At 63.8% G+C, this 17204-nt stretch carries 12 protein-coding genes; 5 read left to right on the top strand and 7 right to left on the bottom strand.

Annotated elements, in window-relative coordinates:
* The first annotated feature begins 191 nt into the window (after positions 1 to 191).
* Positions 192 to 2780 carry a glycoside hydrolase family 9 protein gene (locus tag ACXYN8_RS02010; RefSeq protein ID WP_458887603.1) on the top strand — a complete coding sequence of 863 codons (2589 nt, stop codon included), beginning with the start codon at positions 192 to 194 and terminating at the stop codon, positions 2778 to 2780.
* A gap of 60 nt (positions 2781 to 2840) precedes the next feature.
* Here ACXYN8_RS02010 and ACXYN8_RS02015 read toward each other — a convergent pair whose 3' ends face one another.
* The 3 genes from ACXYN8_RS02015 to ACXYN8_RS02025 all read right to left on the bottom strand — a co-directional run bounded on the left by ACXYN8_RS02015 (position 2841) and on the right by ACXYN8_RS02025 (position 7370).
* Positions 2841 to 3716 (bottom strand): ROK family protein, encoded by an 876-nt coding sequence (locus tag ACXYN8_RS02015; RefSeq protein WP_458887605.1) that lies wholly within the window; start codon positions 3714 to 3716, stop codon positions 2841 to 2843.
* A complete protein-coding gene (locus ACXYN8_RS02020) occupies positions 3713 to 4804 on the bottom strand; it encodes a glycoside hydrolase family 68 protein (RefSeq protein WP_458887607.1) in 1092 nt (363 codons plus the stop codon). The genes ACXYN8_RS02015 and ACXYN8_RS02020 overlap by 4 nt, the downstream gene beginning before the upstream one ends.
* Before the next feature lie 91 nt (positions 4805 to 4895).
* Positions 4896 to 7370 carry a TonB-dependent receptor gene (locus ACXYN8_RS02025; protein WP_458887608.1) on the bottom strand — a complete coding sequence of 825 codons (2475 nt, stop codon included), beginning with the start codon at positions 7368 to 7370 and terminating at the stop codon, positions 4896 to 4898.
* 177 nt (positions 7371 to 7547) lie between these two features.
* Here ACXYN8_RS02025 and ACXYN8_RS02030 point away from each other — a divergent pair, with 177 nt between their 5' ends.
* The 4 genes from ACXYN8_RS02030 to ACXYN8_RS02045 all read left to right on the top strand — a co-directional run bounded on the left by ACXYN8_RS02030 (position 7548) and on the right by ACXYN8_RS02045 (position 11946).
* A complete protein-coding gene (locus ACXYN8_RS02030; protein WP_458887610.1) occupies positions 7548 to 8882 on the top strand; it encodes an MFS transporter in 1335 nt (444 codons plus the stop codon).
* A 14-nt stretch (positions 8883 to 8896) separates the two neighbouring features.
* A complete protein-coding gene (locus ACXYN8_RS02035) occupies positions 8897 to 9922 on the top strand; it encodes a LacI family DNA-binding transcriptional regulator (protein ID WP_458887612.1) in 1026 nt (341 codons plus the stop codon).
* A gap of 91 nt (positions 9923 to 10013) precedes the next feature.
* The gene (locus ACXYN8_RS02040) at positions 10014 to 11108 is read left to right on the top strand and encodes a sensor histidine kinase (protein ID WP_458887613.1); all 1095 of its coding nucleotides are present in this window, start codon (positions 10014 to 10016) and stop codon (positions 11106 to 11108) included.
* Positions 11109 to 11169: 61 nt separating this feature from the next.
* A complete protein-coding gene (locus ACXYN8_RS02045; RefSeq protein WP_458887614.1) occupies positions 11170 to 11946 on the top strand; it encodes an alpha/beta fold hydrolase in 777 nt (258 codons plus the stop codon).
* A 119-nt stretch (positions 11947 to 12065) separates the two neighbouring features.
* On the opposite strand, the gene ACXYN8_RS02050 is transcribed toward ACXYN8_RS02045, so the two are convergent.
* The 4 genes from ACXYN8_RS02050 to ACXYN8_RS02065 all read right to left on the bottom strand — a co-directional run bounded on the left by ACXYN8_RS02050 (position 12066) and on the right by ACXYN8_RS02065 (position 17190).
* On the bottom strand, positions 12066 to 14261 hold the full coding sequence (locus ACXYN8_RS02050) for a xanthine dehydrogenase family protein molybdopterin-binding subunit (protein ID WP_458887616.1): 2196 nt from the start codon (positions 14259 to 14261) through the stop codon (positions 12066 to 12068).
* The gene (locus ACXYN8_RS02055; protein ID WP_458887617.1) at positions 14258 to 15244 is read right to left on the bottom strand and encodes an FAD binding domain-containing protein; all 987 of its coding nucleotides are present in this window, start codon (positions 15242 to 15244) and stop codon (positions 14258 to 14260) included. The genes ACXYN8_RS02050 and ACXYN8_RS02055 overlap by 4 nt, the downstream gene beginning before the upstream one ends.
* Positions 15241 to 15747, bottom strand: a complete 507-nt coding sequence (locus ACXYN8_RS02060; RefSeq protein ID WP_458887619.1) for a 2Fe-2S iron-sulfur cluster-binding protein — start codon at positions 15745 to 15747, stop codon at positions 15241 to 15243. Before ACXYN8_RS02060 ends, ACXYN8_RS02055 begins: the two co-directional genes overlap by 4 nt.
* Before the next feature lie 144 nt (positions 15748 to 15891).
* Positions 15892 to 17190: a sugar MFS transporter gene (locus ACXYN8_RS02065; RefSeq protein WP_458887621.1), complete on the bottom strand. Its 1299-nt coding sequence runs from the start codon at positions 17188 to 17190 to the stop codon at positions 15892 to 15894.
* Positions 17191 to 17204: the final 14 nt, after the last annotated feature.

Below are 17204 nucleotides of genomic sequence, written 5' to 3' on the forward strand. Positions count from 1 at the left end.
CCGCAGGCAAATCGCCGCCAACCCATCGTACTCTCCCACTGTTTTTTCCCATCATGTTGGTAGCGCTACCACTTGGCAAGCGCCTTCTCTTGGGCGGAGCTTCGCGCGCGTCCCGTCAATCGCAGCCAGCGGCTTGCGAAGCGGTCCGGAACCTGTGAGATTAGCGCTAACAAAAGCTTGGGGAGAGATCGATGAAGGGGGTGAAAGCCTTGTTGCTGGGCGGGGTTGCGCCCTTCATGCTCGCGGCAGCGGACGACCACGGCAATTCCGGTGATCTGGCGCTGGACGCCGACCGCGAATATTTTTCTGCCGATGGGCTGGACGTCATCGTGTTCGACGACATCTACCCCGATGGCCATCAGACCGGGGTCACGATCATTCAGCACGGGCGCAGGGTGGCGGCGAACGGCGATCTGCGGCTGGAGCCGGAACCGGGCCAGTGGTCACCGATGCCCGTATCGGCCGGACAGCGGACGATCGATCCTGCCACCGGCACCATCACCCAGACGCTGCGCTATCCCGATCCGTCGAAGAACGGGAAGGGCTTCAACCCGATCTTCTATCCCGATCTCGATCTTGACTACAGCGTCTCGGTGACGCCCGCGGGCGGCAATGCGTTTCGCATCACGGTCGATCTTGCGCAGCCACTGCCGGCCGAATGGGTCGGCCGCGCGGGGTTCAACATGGAGCTGTTTCCCGGCGAGTTGTTCGGACGCGCCTGGCTGCTGGACGATGCCACGGGCCTGTTCCATCGCGATCCCGCGGGACCGCTGGTGACGCTCGACGGCCCGGCAGTAGCGGTGCCCCGTGCAGTGCAGGCCAACGGACCGGTGCAGGATCCCAACGGACAGGTCCTTGCAGCACCTCTCGCCACCGGACAGCGCCTGACGGTCGCACCCGAAACTTCGACGCAGCGGATCGAATTCCGCAACGCAGGGCCGGGACAACTGGAACTGATCGACGGACGATCGGCCCATCCCAACGGCTGGTTCATCGTGCGCACCGCCATTCCGGCAGGTGCGACGAAGGCGGCGGTGGAATGGATAGTCACGCCAACAACCGATCCCGACTGGACTTACCGCCCGGTCATCCAGGTGTCGCAGATCGGATATGCACCCGCGCAGCCCAAGCGCTCGGTGATCGAACTGGCCCGTGGCACCGCCGCTTCGGGCGAAGCGGTGCTTTATCGTCTCGGGGCCGAGGGAAGGGTACGGGTCAAGTCCGAAAGCCCCGAACAATGGGGCGATTTCCTGCGCTACGACTACGCGCATTTCGACTTCACCGAGGTCACGCAGCCCGGGCTGTATCAGGTGGAATATGGCGGGGTGACCTCGCATCCGTTCCGCATCGATGCGGCGGTCTATTCGCGCCACGCCTGGCAACCGACGCTCGAATATTTCCTTCCCGTCCAGATGTGTCACATGCAGGTGAATCAGAAATACCGCATCTGGCATGGCCGCGATCACCTCGACGATGCGCTGATGGCACCGATTTCGCTCAATCACTTCGATGGCTACGTGCAAGGCGACGCGACGCTCACTAGCTATCAGCCCGGAGACCATGTCCCCGATCTCGACCGCGGCGGGTGGCACGATGCGGGCGATTACGACCTGCGCGTGGAATCGCAGATCGGCACGATCTACATGCTCGCCAAGATGGTCGAGGAATTCGGGCTGGACTACGATGCGACCACGATCGACCAAACGAACCGCGTGGTCGAAATGCACGATCCGGACGGCGCCAACGATGCCGTTCAGCAAATCGAGCACGGTCTCCTCAACGTGCTCGGCGGTTACCGCGCGCTGGGCAGGCTGTATCGCGGGATCATCACGCCCAGTCTGCGCGCCTACGTCATGCTGGGGGACGCAGCCAACCACACCGACAACCGCTCGAAGCAGGCGGTCGACGAGCTGGGTGTCGACAATAACGGCGATCCGATCCGGTGGGACGATCGCTGGGTCTTCACCGAAGACAATCCCGATCGCGAGCTTTATGTCGCGGGCGGACTGGCGGCGGCCGGACGGGTGATGCGCGCCCATGGCTCGCCGCTGGCGGATGAAGCCATCGCTGCCGCCGAAGAGATAACGGCGCTGGCGTTCGCGCGCTCGAACGATGTGCCGAACAAGACCTTCGCGCTGGCCGAACTGGCCGAGACGACGGGGAAGCGCGAGTATATCGAACGCCTCTCTGCCATGGAGCCCGCGATCCTGGCGGACGTCGCCAACAGCGCCTGGCGGCTGGCTTCGATCGAGGATCGGCTGCCCGCGGGCTTTCGCGGTCGCCTTGCCGAGGCGGTAATGAAGCATCAGCAGGAAGTGGAAGCGAGCGCGCGCACCGACAGCCCTTATGGCGTGCCATACGAACCGCAGATCTGGGGCGCGGGCTGGACCATCCAGTCACTCGGCGTGCGGCAGTGGTTCTTTCACAAGGGTTGGCCGCAGGCGACGTCGCGGGATGGATTTCTCAACGCGCTGAACTTCGTTTTCGGCGTGCATCCCGGTGCGAATAACGAAAGCTTCGTGTCCGGCGTGGGGGTCAATTCCCCGACAGTCGCATACGGCGTCAATCGCGCCGACTGGTCGTATATTCCGGGCGGCGTGATCTCGGGCACCAATCTGGTACGACCCGATCTGCCGGAACTGAAGGAATGGCCGTTTTTCTGGCAGCAGGGCGAATATGTGATGGGGGGCGGGGCGACGAACTATATGTTCCTCGCGCTCGCTGCCGATGCCATCTACGGCGAGGCAGCCAATGCGCGAGCAGGTGGCGGCGCGCAGTGAAACGCCGCGCGCCGGCAATGGTTGGAGGCTAAGCCTGTTCAGCGCCAACTCGGCAGGACGTCATGTGCGTGACGCAGACTGCGCCAGTAGCATGGCGCCGGTTATTCCTGCCGCCGACCCGAGCGCCGGCGACGTTATGCGGCGAAGCTCCTGATTGGGAAGATAGCCTGCATCGAGGGCGCGCACCTGCCGTGCCACCCTGTCGTGCAGGTGCGGAGTATTCATCACGCCCCCGCCCAGCACGATGACCTCGGTCGCCATCACCGCGAAGACGCTGTGGCACAGCTGCGCGATGTAGCCCGCCACGCGCTCGTGCGCCTCATGGTCCGGCGGCAGGTCGGACAGGCTCGCCCCCCAGCGCGCCAGGATTGCGGGTCCGCTCGCAAGGCCTTCGACGCATTCGCCGTGAAACGGGCAATTGCCCGGATACTGGTGATCGTCCGCCGCCCGTCGCGGAAAGGCGTGGCCAATTTCGGGATGCCCGGCGCCATGCACCAGCCGACCGTCGATCACGGTGCCGCCGCCGATACCGGTCCCGATCGTAATGTAGGTTAGCGAGGATGCACCGATTCCCGCGCCGTGGTGATATTCGCCCAGCGCGGCACCGTTGACGTCGGTCTCGAACCCCACGGGCACACCGAAGACCTCCGCGAAGTGTCCCGCCAGATTGCAATCGGACCAACCCGCTTTCGGGGTCTGCAGGATGTGCCCCCACTTGGGCGATGCGCGATCGAGTTCGACGGGACCGAAGCTCGCGATACCGATGGATCGCAGCGGCCCTTGCGCGGCGAACCACGCGCTGGCCTCTGCGAGAGTTTGCTGCGGATCGCGCGTGGGGATTTCATGCGTCGCGGTGATCCGGGTCGGTCCTTCGCCAACCGCCAGGACGAACTTCGTGCCGCCTGCCTCGATTGCGCCGAGAAGTCCGCCGGTCATGATTCGACGACGGCGTCGGCCAGCATGGCCCGGCCGGCCTTCGGATCGATCTCGAGGGCAGTGAGCGGCGCGGGCGCGCCGGCAAACGCGTTGCCATCACCGCCCAGAGTCTCGACGAAGCTGGAAACCAGCAATTCGCGGGTGACCGACCAGCTGTAGCCTTGCGAAGGGCGGGAGGCGGGGTTGGCGAGAACGAGGCCCGATCCGTTCAGCGGCCTGTACGGACCGCGCAGATCGTCGGCGACCATACCGTAGAGCCCGGTCGGGGCATGGCGCAGGTCAGGGGCGAATGTGCTCGACTGCGTCGCCCAGAACACGAGATAGCTGCCGTCGCGATAAACGACGTGTGCCCGCTCCAGTTCGTTGTTCACGCCGCCGGAATGAATCAGGGGCGGCAGTATATGCCATTCACCCTCGATCTTCTGCGCGAGGCCGATCGCGCCGGTGAACTCGCTGTCTCCGGCAGGGGAGGAAGCGGTGAAGACCAGGTACTCGGCGCCATCCGCCGGATCGCGAAAGTAGAAGGGGTCCCGGAACGCCTTGATGCGCCCGGCTTCGCCTTCGTGCGCGTCGGCGGGGATGTATTCCGCACCGATCCGGGTGAGGATCGGCTTGGGTATGCTCCAGTCCACCGGCAGGCCGTCCTCGCCGGTTGCGGCCCTGCATTCGAAAAGCGCCTGCTGATAGCCACCGGGACGCGTCGCCAGTCCCGCGCCCGTGAACCACAGCGTGAAGATGCCGTCGTGCCATATGGCCGAACCGGACCATTCCCGCTCGAACGGGCCGCCGAAATCGAGGAGAACTGGGCCGAGGTCGGTCCATGCCTCGCCCTGGCGTTCGAGCAGGTGAATCTTGGCCGAGAAATGCCGTCCCGCCGGATCGCCATTGTCGGGTGAGGTCAGGATCATCCACAGCTCGCGGCCATGAACGTTGGCGATGCGCCCGTCCCGATCCTGCACCGGCCACATATCCCAATAATACAGGTCATCCCGCGGGCGGACGACCTGATCGGCGTTCAGTTCCGGCAGGCGCTGGGCGGACTGGCCGGCAAGTGCCGCGATGTGTTCGCTGGTCCAGGCGCTGGTCACGATAGTATCCATTCGTTCGAGCAGCGGGGGAGTTGGCCGGCGGACGTTGGGAAGGTCCGTCCGCCGGCCCGAGGTTTTCCGATCCTGAAGATCAGAAATCGATGCGTACCGAGGCAACCACCGTACGTCCCGCGATGGAACGTGCGCGCACGATGCCGTTGCCGGGGATCGAGCCTTCTTCGGCCTCCGTATAACCGAAGGTGTCGAACAGGTTGTTGGCGTTCAGCGACAGTTCCAGCCGTTCGAGCGGGCGCACGGCGAAGAAGGCGTTGACCTGCGTGTAGGCGGGCAGCACCAGCTGATTGCTGTCCTGCGTGAAGCTGTCGGTCGTGCCGATCACGTTCACGCCAGCGGTCACGAAGTCGTTCTCGTACTGTGCCGTGCCCTGGTAGACGAAGTCCGCCTGGCGCCGCGGCGTATTGCCGATAACGCTGTCGTCCAGTGCATCGACGATTTCGGAGTCGGTGTAGGTCGCGCCGCCGGAGATCGAGAAGGGTCCGACCGAATAGCTGCCTTCCAGTTCGAGGCCGATGGCCTTGTACCGGTTGTCGGTCAGTTCCAGCGGGGCAATCTCGACATTGGTTTCGGCCGTCTTGGCATAGAAGGCCGTGCCGTAGAGACGCAGGCCGCCAGCCTGGTATTTCACGCCGCCTTCCAGCTGATCGACATTGGCGACGACACCGTCGTCATCCCCACCCGGCAGGCTGCCGTCGAGCGTGCTGACTGCCGGCGAGAACAGGCTGCGGTCCGCCGTGTGGCGACCGCCCTGGCTGTAACGGGCAAAGACCGAAAGGTCGTCCGACAGCAGGTAATTCGCGCCGACCGAGAAGCTGAAGTAGTCGAAATCGTAGTTCACGGGCCGTGCACTTCCCAGGGGGAGCACCGCGGTCGAGGCTTCGGCGCGGCTGATCACGCCGTCGTTGTTGAAGTCGAAGCTGGTAATCCCGTTGCCGAACCCGCTGTCGGAACCGGTGATCGATCCGTCCGCACTGCCGTAGTCGTAGCGAACGCTGGCATCGAGGGTCAGCGCACCGGTTTCGTAGGTCATCGATGCGAACGGTGCGTAGGTGTCGTAGCGCACGTCGTAGTTGCGGCGGCAGCAATTGCCGAAGAACGCGGCGCTGAAGCCCACGACGCCGTTCTGCGTCACCGCGTTGCCGTTGGCATCGATGATGTCCACCAGCACGGCCTTGCCGTCACCCTCTACGGTCTGCACGTGGCTGGTCCACAACCAGTCGGTGTCGACGTTCTGGCGGCTGGCATAGAAACCGCCGGTGAAGGACAGCACACCGCCGCCGACATCGAAGTCCCGACCGATGCGAAGATCGTTCGCCACCAGTCCGAGGTCGTCCAGCCGGGTGTTGAAGTTGACGATGTTGGTCAGCAGGCCGTTCCCGCCGATGGACGCCGCATTGGCCGTCTGGCCCGCGTTCGGTCCGCTGGCGTAGACGATGCGCGAACCTGCGCCCCCGATGCCGTTGGCGATCTCCTGCGCCGCGCCGGCGCTGGCCGGGAAGGGCGAGAGAAACGCACCCGCATTGTCCGAATAACGGAAGCGGTTGGTCAGCGTCCAGCCGGGCGCGAATTCGTACTGTGCTTCGACCCCGAAGGCTTTGGACTGGACCGACAGGCCATCGTGGAAATCGTAGACAGCGGGATTGTTGCTGCCGTCGAGCGTGACGTTGTTGTTGATGTAGCGGCTGTAGAGCGCATCGCTGCGCGGATCGAAATTGGCGATCGCCTGGTAATCCGGATCGGCGTTGGTGCCGCCCACGAACACGGGCTGGGGCAGGACGGTGGGCGTGCGGTCATCGAGGTATTTGCCCGAGAACCGGATATACCCGCCTTCGAATTCCTGCGTGATGTTCGCACGGATCTGGCCGCCGTTGCTGCCGTTGTAGCCGACGTCGCGTGCACCTTCGCCGGTGCGGTAGAAGCCGCCGACATGGAAATAGGTGTCTTCGCCCAGCGGCGCACCGTAATCGAAATCGAACCGGTAGGTTTCATGGTCGAGGCCGACCGAAGCCGCGATGGAGCCGCCGCGGGTCTCCCCGGTCTTCGAGATGAAGTTGATCACGCCGCCCGGCGAATTGGAAGCGAAGCTCGAGGCCGAACCGCCGCGCACCGCTTCCACCCTGCCGACGTTGCGGTCGGCCCGCACGAAGTTGTCCGCATTGCCGAAAATGATGTCGCCGAATTCGAGAACCGGCAGTCCATCTTCCTGCAACTGGATGTAACGCGCACCGCCGGTGGAGACCGGAATACCGCGCACGGCGATGTTGGCATTGCCTTCGCCGCCGGACGCTTCCGAGCGGATGCCCGGGATCTGGCGCACCAGATCGGCAGCTGAACGGGGGTTGAGATCGGCGATGCTTTCTGCATCGACCACGCTAAGTGAGACCGAGCTTTCCAGCTGGTTCTGGGCACGCGCGACGCCGGTGACGATGATTGTCGTACCATCCATCACCCCCTCGTCTTCGGCGGCGGGGCCGGCATCCTGGGCATAGGCGGAAGTCGAGAAAGCCGACAGGGCAACGCCAGCGGCAAGGACAAAACGCAAGGTCATGTGATCCACTCCTCATCACGTCGCACTGCTCATGCGGCGTGCGATTCGCCACGATTAATAGGATTGCTGCAATCGATTGCAACAGATTTCTTGCAATCGATTGCAATTGCCTTTGAATCGTGTCACCCAAGCTGCACAACAAGGCGCGACAAGCGCCCGGATAGAGGATCGTCTGCCATGCTCAGCGGCACAAAACCGCGACTTTCGCTGCCGCGAATCGTCGAGATGAACATCGGGTTCTTCGGCCTGCAATTCAGCTTCGGGCTGCAGCAGGCCAACATGGGGCCGATCTACGGTTTCCTCGGCGCAGAGGAAGCGACCATGCCGCTTCTCTGGCTGGCCGGGCCGATGACGGGCTTGCTCGTCCAGCCGATCATCGGCGCGATGAGCGACCGCACGTCCTCGCGACTGGGTCGGCGCACCCCCTACTTCCTGATCGGCGCGATCATTTGTTCGATCAGCCTGTTCCTCATGCCCTACTCCTCCGCCTTGTGGATGGCGGCAAGCCTGCTGTGGATCCTCGATGCGGGCAACAACATCACGATGGAGCCCTATCGCGCCTACGTGGCCGATCGTCTCGCGCCAGAGCAGCGCTCCGTCGGCTTTCTGACGCAAAGCGCCTTTACCGGTCTTGCCCAGACGCTTTCCTATCTCGCGCCGACACTCCTGACGAGCTTCGTGGCGCGCGACGTGCTCGATGCGAACGGCATTCCGGTCGTGGTGAAGATCGCTTTCATCATCGGTGCCATTCTCTCGATTAGCACCATCGCGTGGTCGGTGTGGCGGGTGCCCGAACTTCCGCTGAGCGAGGCGGAACAGGCAGAGCTGGCCGCCAAGCCTCTCACCATCGGTGGGACGCTGGGCGAAATCGGCAGCGCCATGCGCGAGATGCCGCGTGCGATGCGTCAGCTTTCCATAGCGATGCTGTGCCAGTGGTACGCGATGTTTGCCTACTGGCAGTATATCACCTTCGCCGTCGGCCGCTCGCTCTACGACACGGCGGACCCGACGACGGCCGCCTTCCGAGATGCCACGCTGACCACGCAGCAGGCGGGTGCGCTCTACAATTTCGTGGCCTTCCTGGGCGCGCTCTTCCTCATACCGGTGGTGCGGCGGCTGGGCGCCCGCCTGACCCACGCGTTCTGCCTCATGGCTTCGGGCGTCGCCATGCTGCTGATCCCCGGCGTCGAGACTACGGCCGCCCTGTTCGTGCTGATGCTGGGCATCGGGATTGGCTGGGCAGGAATGATGGGCAACACCTACGTCATGCTCGCCGATGCTATCCCGCCGGAGCGCAACGGCATCTACATGGGGATTTTCAACATGTTCATCGTGATCCCCATGCTCATCCAGACGCTGACCATGCCGCTGATCTACGAACCGGTGCTGGGGGGCGACCCGCGCAACGTCCTGCTGCTGGGCGGCGCGCTGATGATCATTGGCGCGATCGCCACGATGTTCGTCGATGCCGGGCGTCCGGTGCCAAAGGTAATGCAGCCGCGTACGAGCTAGGCTAGGGTATCACGATGTCCCAAGATTCTTCCTCCGATCAGAACTCCGTTCGCACGATAAGCGATCTGGCGCGGCTGGCCGGGGTTTCGGCGGGTACCGTTTCGCGCGCGCTGGCGGGCAAGAGCCTCGTCAACACGAAGACGCGCGAGAAGATCGAGGCGCTGGCGCGCGAGCACGGGTTTCGCCCCAACCAGATGGCCAGCCGGCTGCGTCGACAAAAGACCGGCGTGATCGGCGTCATCATTCCCCTTGGGCACGAACAGAAGCAGCAGGTGTCGGACACCTTCTTCCTTACCCTGCTGGGCCATCTGGCGGACGAACTGACCGCGCGCGGATACGACCTCATGCTGCGCCGCGTCGTGCCTGCGGCGGACGAGGACTGGCTCGATCCCTTCATCGGTTCGGGCATGATCGACGGGGTCATCGTGGTCGGCCAGTCGGACCAGTTCGACCGGCTGGAGGACATCGCAGACGGTTACCGCCCGATGGTCGTCTGGGGCCAGCATCGCGAGGGTCAGCGGCATTGCGTGGTCGGGACCGACAATCTGCTCGGCGGAAAGCTGGCAGCGGAGCGACTGATTGCCGCGGGCGCGAAGCGTCTGGCGTTCGTGGGGGACATCAACGCGCCGGAATTCGCTGCCCGCTACGCAGGTGCCCGGCAGGTGGCGCAGTCCTTCGGACTGGAACTGGCCGAGCTTCCGGCACATCTCGCAACCTCCGGCATGACCGCCGAGATCGCCACTCTCATGCGTGATGTCCGGGGCCGCTTCGACGGGCTGTTCGCCGCCACCGATCTGCTGGCGCTTGCCTGCCTGGGCGAGCTTCGCGAGCTTTGGGTCGATGTTCCCGCAGAAATCAAGCTGGTCGGTTTCGACGACCTGCCCATCGCGCAACAGACCTCGCCTGCTCTCACCACGGTGCGCCAGGACATCGCCGTAGGCGCGCGCGCCATCGTCGACCTGCTTCTGCGCCGCGTGAACGGTGAGGATACGGAAAGTATCGTGATGCCCCCCGCACTGATCGTGAGGGGAACAGCCTAGACCTCTTCGGGTCGCACGAAGAGGAAGAATGTGGGGTGCCTGAAAGGCGCGTTTGCTTTCGCTTGCACCAAGACGGTGCTAGTCGGAGCCGATGAAGCCTGAGCGACACCCGCTTGAAAACGATCGTTTGCGCGAACTGCGGCGGTACGGAATCCTGGATACCGAAAAGGAGCGCGAGTTCGACGAACTGGTCGAAATTGCGTCGGATATCTGCGAAGCCCCGGTTTCGGTCATCAATTTCATCGACGAGGACCGGCAGTGGTTCAAGGCCGAGATCGGGCTGGGCGTCAGGTCGACCCCGCTCGAGACGAGCCTTTGCGGGCACGCGATCCTGCAGGGCGATTACATCGAGATACCCGACACGCTCGATGATGAGCGCATGGCCGACAATCCGCTGTGCCACGGCGATCCCGGATTCCGCTTCTATGCAGGCTCGGTTCTGAAAGGGGCGAATGGCCTTCCGTTGGGAACGCTGTGCATTCTCGATCACAAGCCGCGCGCGCTGTCAGACCACCAGCGCAAGGTGCTGCGCGTGCTGTCGCGCCATATCATGCGCGAACTCGACCTTCGCAGCGCGCTGGAGCGCGAGCAGACCCTGCGGCGGGAAGTCGACCACCGGGTGAAGAATTCGCTCGCGTCGATCGGCGCATTGCTATCGATGAAGGCGCGCAGGGAGACCGACATGGGCGCAAAGCGCGCGCTGGAAGATGCGAGCAATCGCATCCGTTCCCTCTCGTCGCTCCATGCAGAGCTGCACGAGCTGGACGGTCAGGCTTCCGTAAGCCTGCAATCCCTGTTCAGCCGGATCGAGACGGACCTGCGACAATTGCTCCCCGAGGGGATCGAACTCACGATAACCGTGGGCGATGACCGGGTCGGCGCGCAACTGGCCAATTCCATGGTTCTGATCGTCAACGAATTCGTCTCGAACTCCGTCAAGCACGCCTTCGGGTCGGGTCACGGTTCGATCACGATCGAGATCGAAGCGCAGGGCGATCGATGGTCACTCGTCTGCCGCGACAATGGATCCGCGGGCGCAGCGGACGCAGAACTCGCCGCGAAGGGGTCGGGCCTGGGAACGCGGGTGATCCAGTCGATCGCTTCTTCGTTGAGCATCGCTCCGCACTGGCAGGCCAGCGGTGACGGGATGGAACTGAGGTTGGGGAGCAACTCGGCCAAAGCTTAGCCGGATTGAACATTTATCAAGTCGCACGGACCATAAAGCCATCGCGGGGCGTTGTGCTCCCATGAACCTTCATCACAGGCGGTCCGGCCGCGGCAAACCCCTTCTGCTCGTCCATGGACTTGGCGGAAGTATGCGATCGTGGGACACGATAGCGGACACTCTCGCTCAGAGCCGGGAAGTGATCGCCATCGATCTGCCCGGTCATGGCCAAACACCTGCAGCAGCCGACAGCGGCACGTTTGACGGGCTGGCGCGCAGCCTCGACGAATGGCTGGAGGCCGAGAACCTTGCAGGGGTCGACATGGTCGGAAGCTCATTGGGCGCACGGCTCGTCCTCGAGATGGTTCGGCGCGGCCGCGCCGGTGCGACCGTAGCGCTCGATCCGGGCGGGTTCTGGCAGGGATGGGAGCGCACCTTCTTCAAGACCACCATCACGGCGTCGATCGCCCTCGTGCGGGCCATGAAACCAGCGCTTCCTGCCGTCACCGGCAATGTCGCCAGTAGAACGGCGCTGATGTTCCAGCTCTCCGCGAAGCCCTGGGCGCTCGATCCTGCCGTGGTTCTGACCGAATTGCGCTCGTTCGCGGAGACCGAGACATTCAATTCACTGGTAAACGACCTCGCTAGCGGACCGACGCAGAAGGGCGTGCAGCAGACGGCTCACCCCGTCGTGATCGGCTGGGGTCGCAAGGATCGGCTGTGCCTGCCGCAACAGGCGAAAAGGGCGATGGCCGAGTTCCCGCAGGCGACGATGCACTGGTTCGAAGAGAGCGGTCATTTTCCGATGTGGGACGAGCCGAAGGAAACGGTTCGGGTGATCCTCGACGCCAGGGCCTGAGCCCTCTTGTGGCAAGACTGAACCAACGCACCTCGAAGGCCACGCAGCGCGGTGTGCGAGGCAAATTTCTTCCGCTCGAATTCCTCTAGCGTCGCGAAGAACAACCGAAGACGGGCTGACTAGTCCGTCTTCGGCATGGCCGCCAGCACCCGATCCGGCGTCATCGGATAGTCGAAGATGCGCGCTCCGCTGGCGTTGTAGATGGCATTCGCAATGGCCGCAGCGCCGCCGCACATGCCCAGTTCGCCGATGCCCTTCGCCTGGATGGGACTAGCAGCGGGGTCACGCTCCTCCACCAGAACCACCTCCAGATCGGGTACGTCACGATGTACGGGCACGTGATATTCCGCGAGGTCGCAGTTGACGAGGTGCCCATCGCGCGGATCAAATTCCAGCGCTTCGGTCAGGGCGACGCCGATGCTCCAGGTGATGCCGCCAAGACACTGCGACCGCGCGGTCTTGGGGTTGAGGACGCGGCCGAAGCCGAAGGCGCCGAGCATCCGGTCCACCCGCGTTTCGCCCGTGAAACGGTTAACGCGAACCTGCGCGAAGAAGGCGCCGAAACCCGACGCGGTGAAATCGTCCTCGATGTCTCCCGGTTCGTAATGGCCTTCGCGCGCAATTTCCTTGCCGCCGAGCAGGTCGACGAGCGTCTGACCGGACGCGGCCTTGCCATTCGCCAGATCGAGGTCGGTTTCGTCAACGTCCAGCTTGTCCGCGATTTCCTCGCGGATGGCCTTGCACGCGACATATACGGCCGAACCTATCGACGCCGCTCCCCAGCTGCCGCCGGAACCCGGGCCACGCGGATGGCGGGTATCGCCCAGTTCCACGAGGACGTTGGTGGGATCGAGCCCGAGCATTTCGCCGGCAAGCTGGGCCATGATGGTGTAGGTGCCGGTGCCGATATCGGTCATGTCCGTTTCGACGAGCGCGGTTCCATCCGCCTTCAACGTCACGCGAGCCTTCGCTTCCGCGATGTTGTGCACGCGGGCGGCGCTGGCCATGCCGGTACCGACCCACCATTCGCCTTCGCAGGTCTGCCTCGGCTTACGCGGGCCTCTGTCCCACCCGAACGCCTCGGCACCCTGGTTCAGGCATTCCGCCAGCTTGTGCGACGAGAACGGCAGGTCTTCTTCGGGATCCTTGTCCGGAATGTTCCCGAGGCGCAGTTCGACCGGGTCCATGCCGATCTTCTCGGCAAGCACATCCATCGCTCCTTCGAGGGCGGGCATACCCACCGCTTCGCCGGGGGCGCGGACCGAACCGGCGGTCATCCGGTGGATGCGCGCAACGTCGATCTTCAGTTCACGGTTTGGCGCATCGTAGAGAAAATGCGACGACTGCAGGACCGGTTCGAAAAAGGTTTCGCCCGGCAGGTTCGATGCCAGCGCGTAGTGGCCGAACCCGGTCAGCTTGCCATCCGCACCGGCGGCAAGGCGCAGCCGCTGGGTCGTCTCCGAACGTCGCATGACGCATTGAAACACCTGCTGGCGCGAAAGGATGACCCGCACCGGTCGACCGATGTCCTTCGCCGCGATGGCCGCTGCCACCACGTCCTCGCTGATGCCCAGCTTGGAACCGAAGCCACCGCCCACGAAGCGCGAGATCAGCCGGATGTCGGCTTCCTCCATGTCGAGCGCGTCGGCGAGTTCGCTGATGTTGTAGTTCAGCATCTGCAACGAGGCGTAGACGGTCAGCTTGTCGCCATCCCACTGGGCAATCGCGCCATGCGGCTCCATCGCTGCCGATGCGTGACCCTTGGTCGTATAGGTCACATCGACCGAATGGGCCGCCTCCGCCATCGCATGGGCGAGGTCGCCCTGATGAACCGTATCGTCGTCCTGTTCCTCGCCTTCGACCGCGTCCGGATCGATGGGTGCTCCGGCGTCTTCCTGATACTCGACGTCCAGCCGCTTGGCCGCGTCGCGGGCCTGTTCGAACGTCTCGGCCACCACCAGCGCGATGGGCTGGCCCCAGTAGCAGACGGTCTTCGGATCCTGCTGGGGCGCCTCGTCGGCAGTGCCCTGCGCGGCGCGGGTAGTGAGCCTCGCATCATCGATTACAGCGAGAACGCCGGGCATCGCGAGCGCGGCATCCGTGTTCATGCCGGTGACCTTGCCCCGCGTGATGGTCGATGTGACCAGCACACCCTCGGCGCAGCCTTCGACGGGATATTCCGCGGCGTAGGGCGCGGTTCCCGTGACCTTGGCGAGCCCTTCCACCCTGGAGATGCCCTTGCCGAGCACGCCCTGCTTCATGCCGTCGAGGCGGTTGCTCGTGTCCGGCTCGTCCTGTTTGAAATGTACTGTCATGCTGCGTCTCTGGCTGCCTGTTCGAGGACGGCGTGCAATGTTCGCCGGGCAAGCGGAATCTTGAAATCGTTCTCCCCGAAACCCTCTGCAGTCTCGAGCAGGATGTCAGCTGCGCGATCAAAGAGTTCCGGCGACGGAGCCTGGCCGACCAGCGCTTCGCCGATGCGCGGATCGTACCATGGTTTGTGGGCGACGCCGCCGAACGCGAGGTCTGCCCGCGTGAACTGGCCGTCTTCCATTTCGACGACCGCGGCTATGGAGACCAGCGCGAACGCATAGGAGGAACGCTCCCGCACCTTGCGATAAATCTGCGTGCCTCCGACCGGGGCCGGCAAGCTGATACCTGTTATGATGTCGCCGTCTTCGAGGACGTTGTCTCGCCAGGGTGTATCGCCCGGCAGGCAGTGGAAGTCGCGCACGGGGACGGACCGTTCCTCGCCCTTGGCTGACGCGATGTTCACCGTCGCGTCGAGGGCGCTCAGCGCCACGGCCATGTCACCGGGATAGGTGGCGATGCACTGATCGCTCGTCCCCAATATCGCGTGGAGTTTGGCAATGCCGCCCAGCGCGCCGCAGCCGCTGCCCGGATCGCGCTTGTTGCAAGGCTGGTCGATGTTGGTGAAATAGAAGCAGCGGGTGCGCTGGCAAAGATTGCCGCCGTTGGTGGCCTTGTTGCGAAGCTGCTGCGTCGCGCCCGACAGGATGGCTCGGGACAGCACGGGGTAGTCTGCGCGCACACGCGGGTGGACGGCGGTTGCCGTGTTGGTCGCCAGGGCGCCGAGCGACAATCCGCCGTCGGGCGTATCCTCTATAGCGCCGAAGCCGATGCGGTTGATATCGGCGAGTTGCTCCGGCGTTTCGACCTGCAGTTTCATCAGGTCGAGCAGGTTGGTGCCACCCGCGATCGCCATGGCGTTCCCGTCCGCGGTCAGCCTGCTTGCATCCTCGACGCTGCGTGCCTTGTCGTAAGCGAAGGGTCTCATGCGTTATTCTCCGCTACGTCGGCAATGGCAGCGACGATGTTCGCATACGCACCGCAGCGGCACAGATTGCCGCTCATCCGTTCGCGGATTTCTTCGCCGGAAAGCGACATCTCGCCGTCGAGGCTTTCGCTCGCATCGCTGGGCCAGTTGTTGGCAATTTCCTGCAACATCGCCGTCGCCGAACAGATTTGCCCCGGCGTGCAATAGCCGCACTGGAAACCGTCATGTTCGACGAATGCCTTTTGCAGTTCGGACGGTTCTTCCGGCGTGCCCAACCCTTCGATGGTCGTGATCTCGTCGCCGTCGTGCATCGCGGCCAGAGTAAGACAGCTGTTGATTCGCAGGCCATTGACGATGACCGTGCACGCACCGCACTGGCCGTGGTCGCAGCCCTTCTTCGTGCCTGTCAGGCCGAGATCGTGACGCAGGAAATCCAGCAGCGATATACGCGGGTCGTTCGGCAGTTCGTGCGGCGAGCCGTTGACGGAAATGGTGTCGGACAAATTGGCCTCCTCGGTTCACCAATGATCAAAACGCCAAAGGTGTCCCCGAGACCGAAAATTGCTGGACAATTTGCCTTGGTCGCCTCCGTCAGGATGGCAGCGAAGGCCAAATTTTTGGTCCGAACCCGGCGCTCCAACGTCGGATCAATCGGCGGGTGTAGCCGGCGTCGCTCTCGGCCGTGATCCGCGCAGTGCGTACCAGATGATATAGACCTCGCACGCCACCGTCAGCCAGAAGCTGTTCTGCAGGCCGTAGCTGTCCGCAAGCCAACCCTGCACCACCACGAGAGCCCCGCCGGCGATGGCGGTGATAAGCAGGCCGGACGCCTCCTCCGTGAGCGGTCCGAGCCCCTTGATCCCCATGGCGAAGATCGCCGGGAACATGATCGAGTGTCCCAGCCCGACGAGTATCAGGCACCACATGGCGAGCGGGCCATCCAGAGTGGCTGCACCCACCATCACCACCAGCGCGAACAGGGCGAAGACGGCCAGCGTCTTATCGGCGGGAAACTTCTGCATGATGAAAGCGCCGGCAAAGCGGCCCACCATCATGCCGCCCCACAGCAGGACGAGGTAGTTCGCCGCTTCGGCAGGCGTGATGCCCGCAATATCGGGCAGGATGGCGAAGTTGATGAACAGGTTTGCAACGCCGATTTCCGCGATCAGGTAGATGAAGATCGCCGGCACGCCCCAGACCAGATTGGGGTGATGCCACAGCGAGAGCTTCTTGCGTTCTTCGCGCGCGACGCGATTGGTGGCCGAGCCGAGCTTGGGCAGGTTCGACCGCCAGATGATCACGGCGATAATCAGCAGGACGATCGCCACGAGGATATAGGGAAGCTCGGTCGCACGGGCATCGGCCAGCCGTTCCGCCGCGGTCAGTTGCGTCCCTTCCAGCGAGGTACCGCCCACCGTTCGGCTTAGGATCAGGTAGCCCCCGAAATACGGCGCCAGGAACGTGCCGAAGCTGTTGAAGGCCTGCACCAGCGTAAGACGCGACTCCGAACTCTCCGCCGGGCCGATCACCGCGACGTAGGGGTTGGCGGCGACCTGCAGCAAGGTGATTCCGCTGGCGATCACGAACAGCGCCAGCAGGGTGATGCCATAGGACGGCAGGTGCGCTGCCGGGACCATGCCCACCGCGCCGATCGCCATGATGACGAGACCGATGATGATTGCCCGCTTGTAACCCGTCCTTTCGATCAGGAAGGCGCTTGGCATGCCCATGACGCCATAGGCGATGAACCACACGCTCTCGATCAGCGTAGTCTGCGTGTAACTCAGCTCGAACACGCTGCGCAGATGCGGCAGCAGCGTGTTGTTGATGACCGTAATGAAGCCCCACATGAAGAAGAGCGAGGCCAGCAGCGCCAGGGCCGGCTTGTAGTTGAATGCCTGACCGCCTTCGATCGCGGCACCTTGTGTCCCGTTCACCTGCGCCATTCCCGATGTCTCCC

This window comes from Altererythrobacter sp. CAU 1778 (assembly GCF_054482795.1).

Coding starts and splice junctions, on each gene's coding strand:
- ACXYN8_RS02010 (WP_458887603.1), top strand. CDS start 192: ATGAAGGGGGTGAAAGCCTTGTTGCTGGGCGGGGTTGCGCCCTTCATG.
- ACXYN8_RS02015 (WP_458887605.1), bottom strand. CDS start 3,716: ATGACCGGCGGACTTCTCGGCGCAATCGAGGCAGGCGGCACGAAGTTC.
- ACXYN8_RS02025 (WP_458887608.1), bottom strand. CDS start 7,370: ATGACCTTGCGTTTTGTCCTTGCCGCTGGCGTTGCCCTGTCGGCTTTC.
- ACXYN8_RS02030 (WP_458887610.1), top strand. CDS start 7,548: ATGCTCAGCGGCACAAAACCGCGACTTTCGCTGCCGCGAATCGTCGAG.
- ACXYN8_RS02035 (WP_458887612.1), top strand. CDS start 8,897: ATGTCCCAAGATTCTTCCTCCGATCAGAACTCCGTTCGCACGATAAGC.
- ACXYN8_RS02040 (WP_458887613.1), top strand. CDS start 10,014: ATGAAGCCTGAGCGACACCCGCTTGAAAACGATCGTTTGCGCGAACTG.
- ACXYN8_RS02045 (WP_458887614.1), top strand. CDS start 11,170: ATGAACCTTCATCACAGGCGGTCCGGCCGCGGCAAACCCCTTCTGCTC.
- ACXYN8_RS02050 (WP_458887616.1), bottom strand. CDS start 14,261: ATGACAGTACATTTCAAACAGGACGAGCCGGACACGAGCAACCGCCTC.
- ACXYN8_RS02055 (WP_458887617.1), bottom strand. CDS start 15,244: ATGAGACCCTTCGCTTACGACAAGGCACGCAGCGTCGAGGATGCAAGC.
- ACXYN8_RS02065 (WP_458887621.1), bottom strand. CDS start 17,190: ATGGCGCAGGTGAACGGGACACAAGGTGCCGCGATCGAAGGCGGTCAG.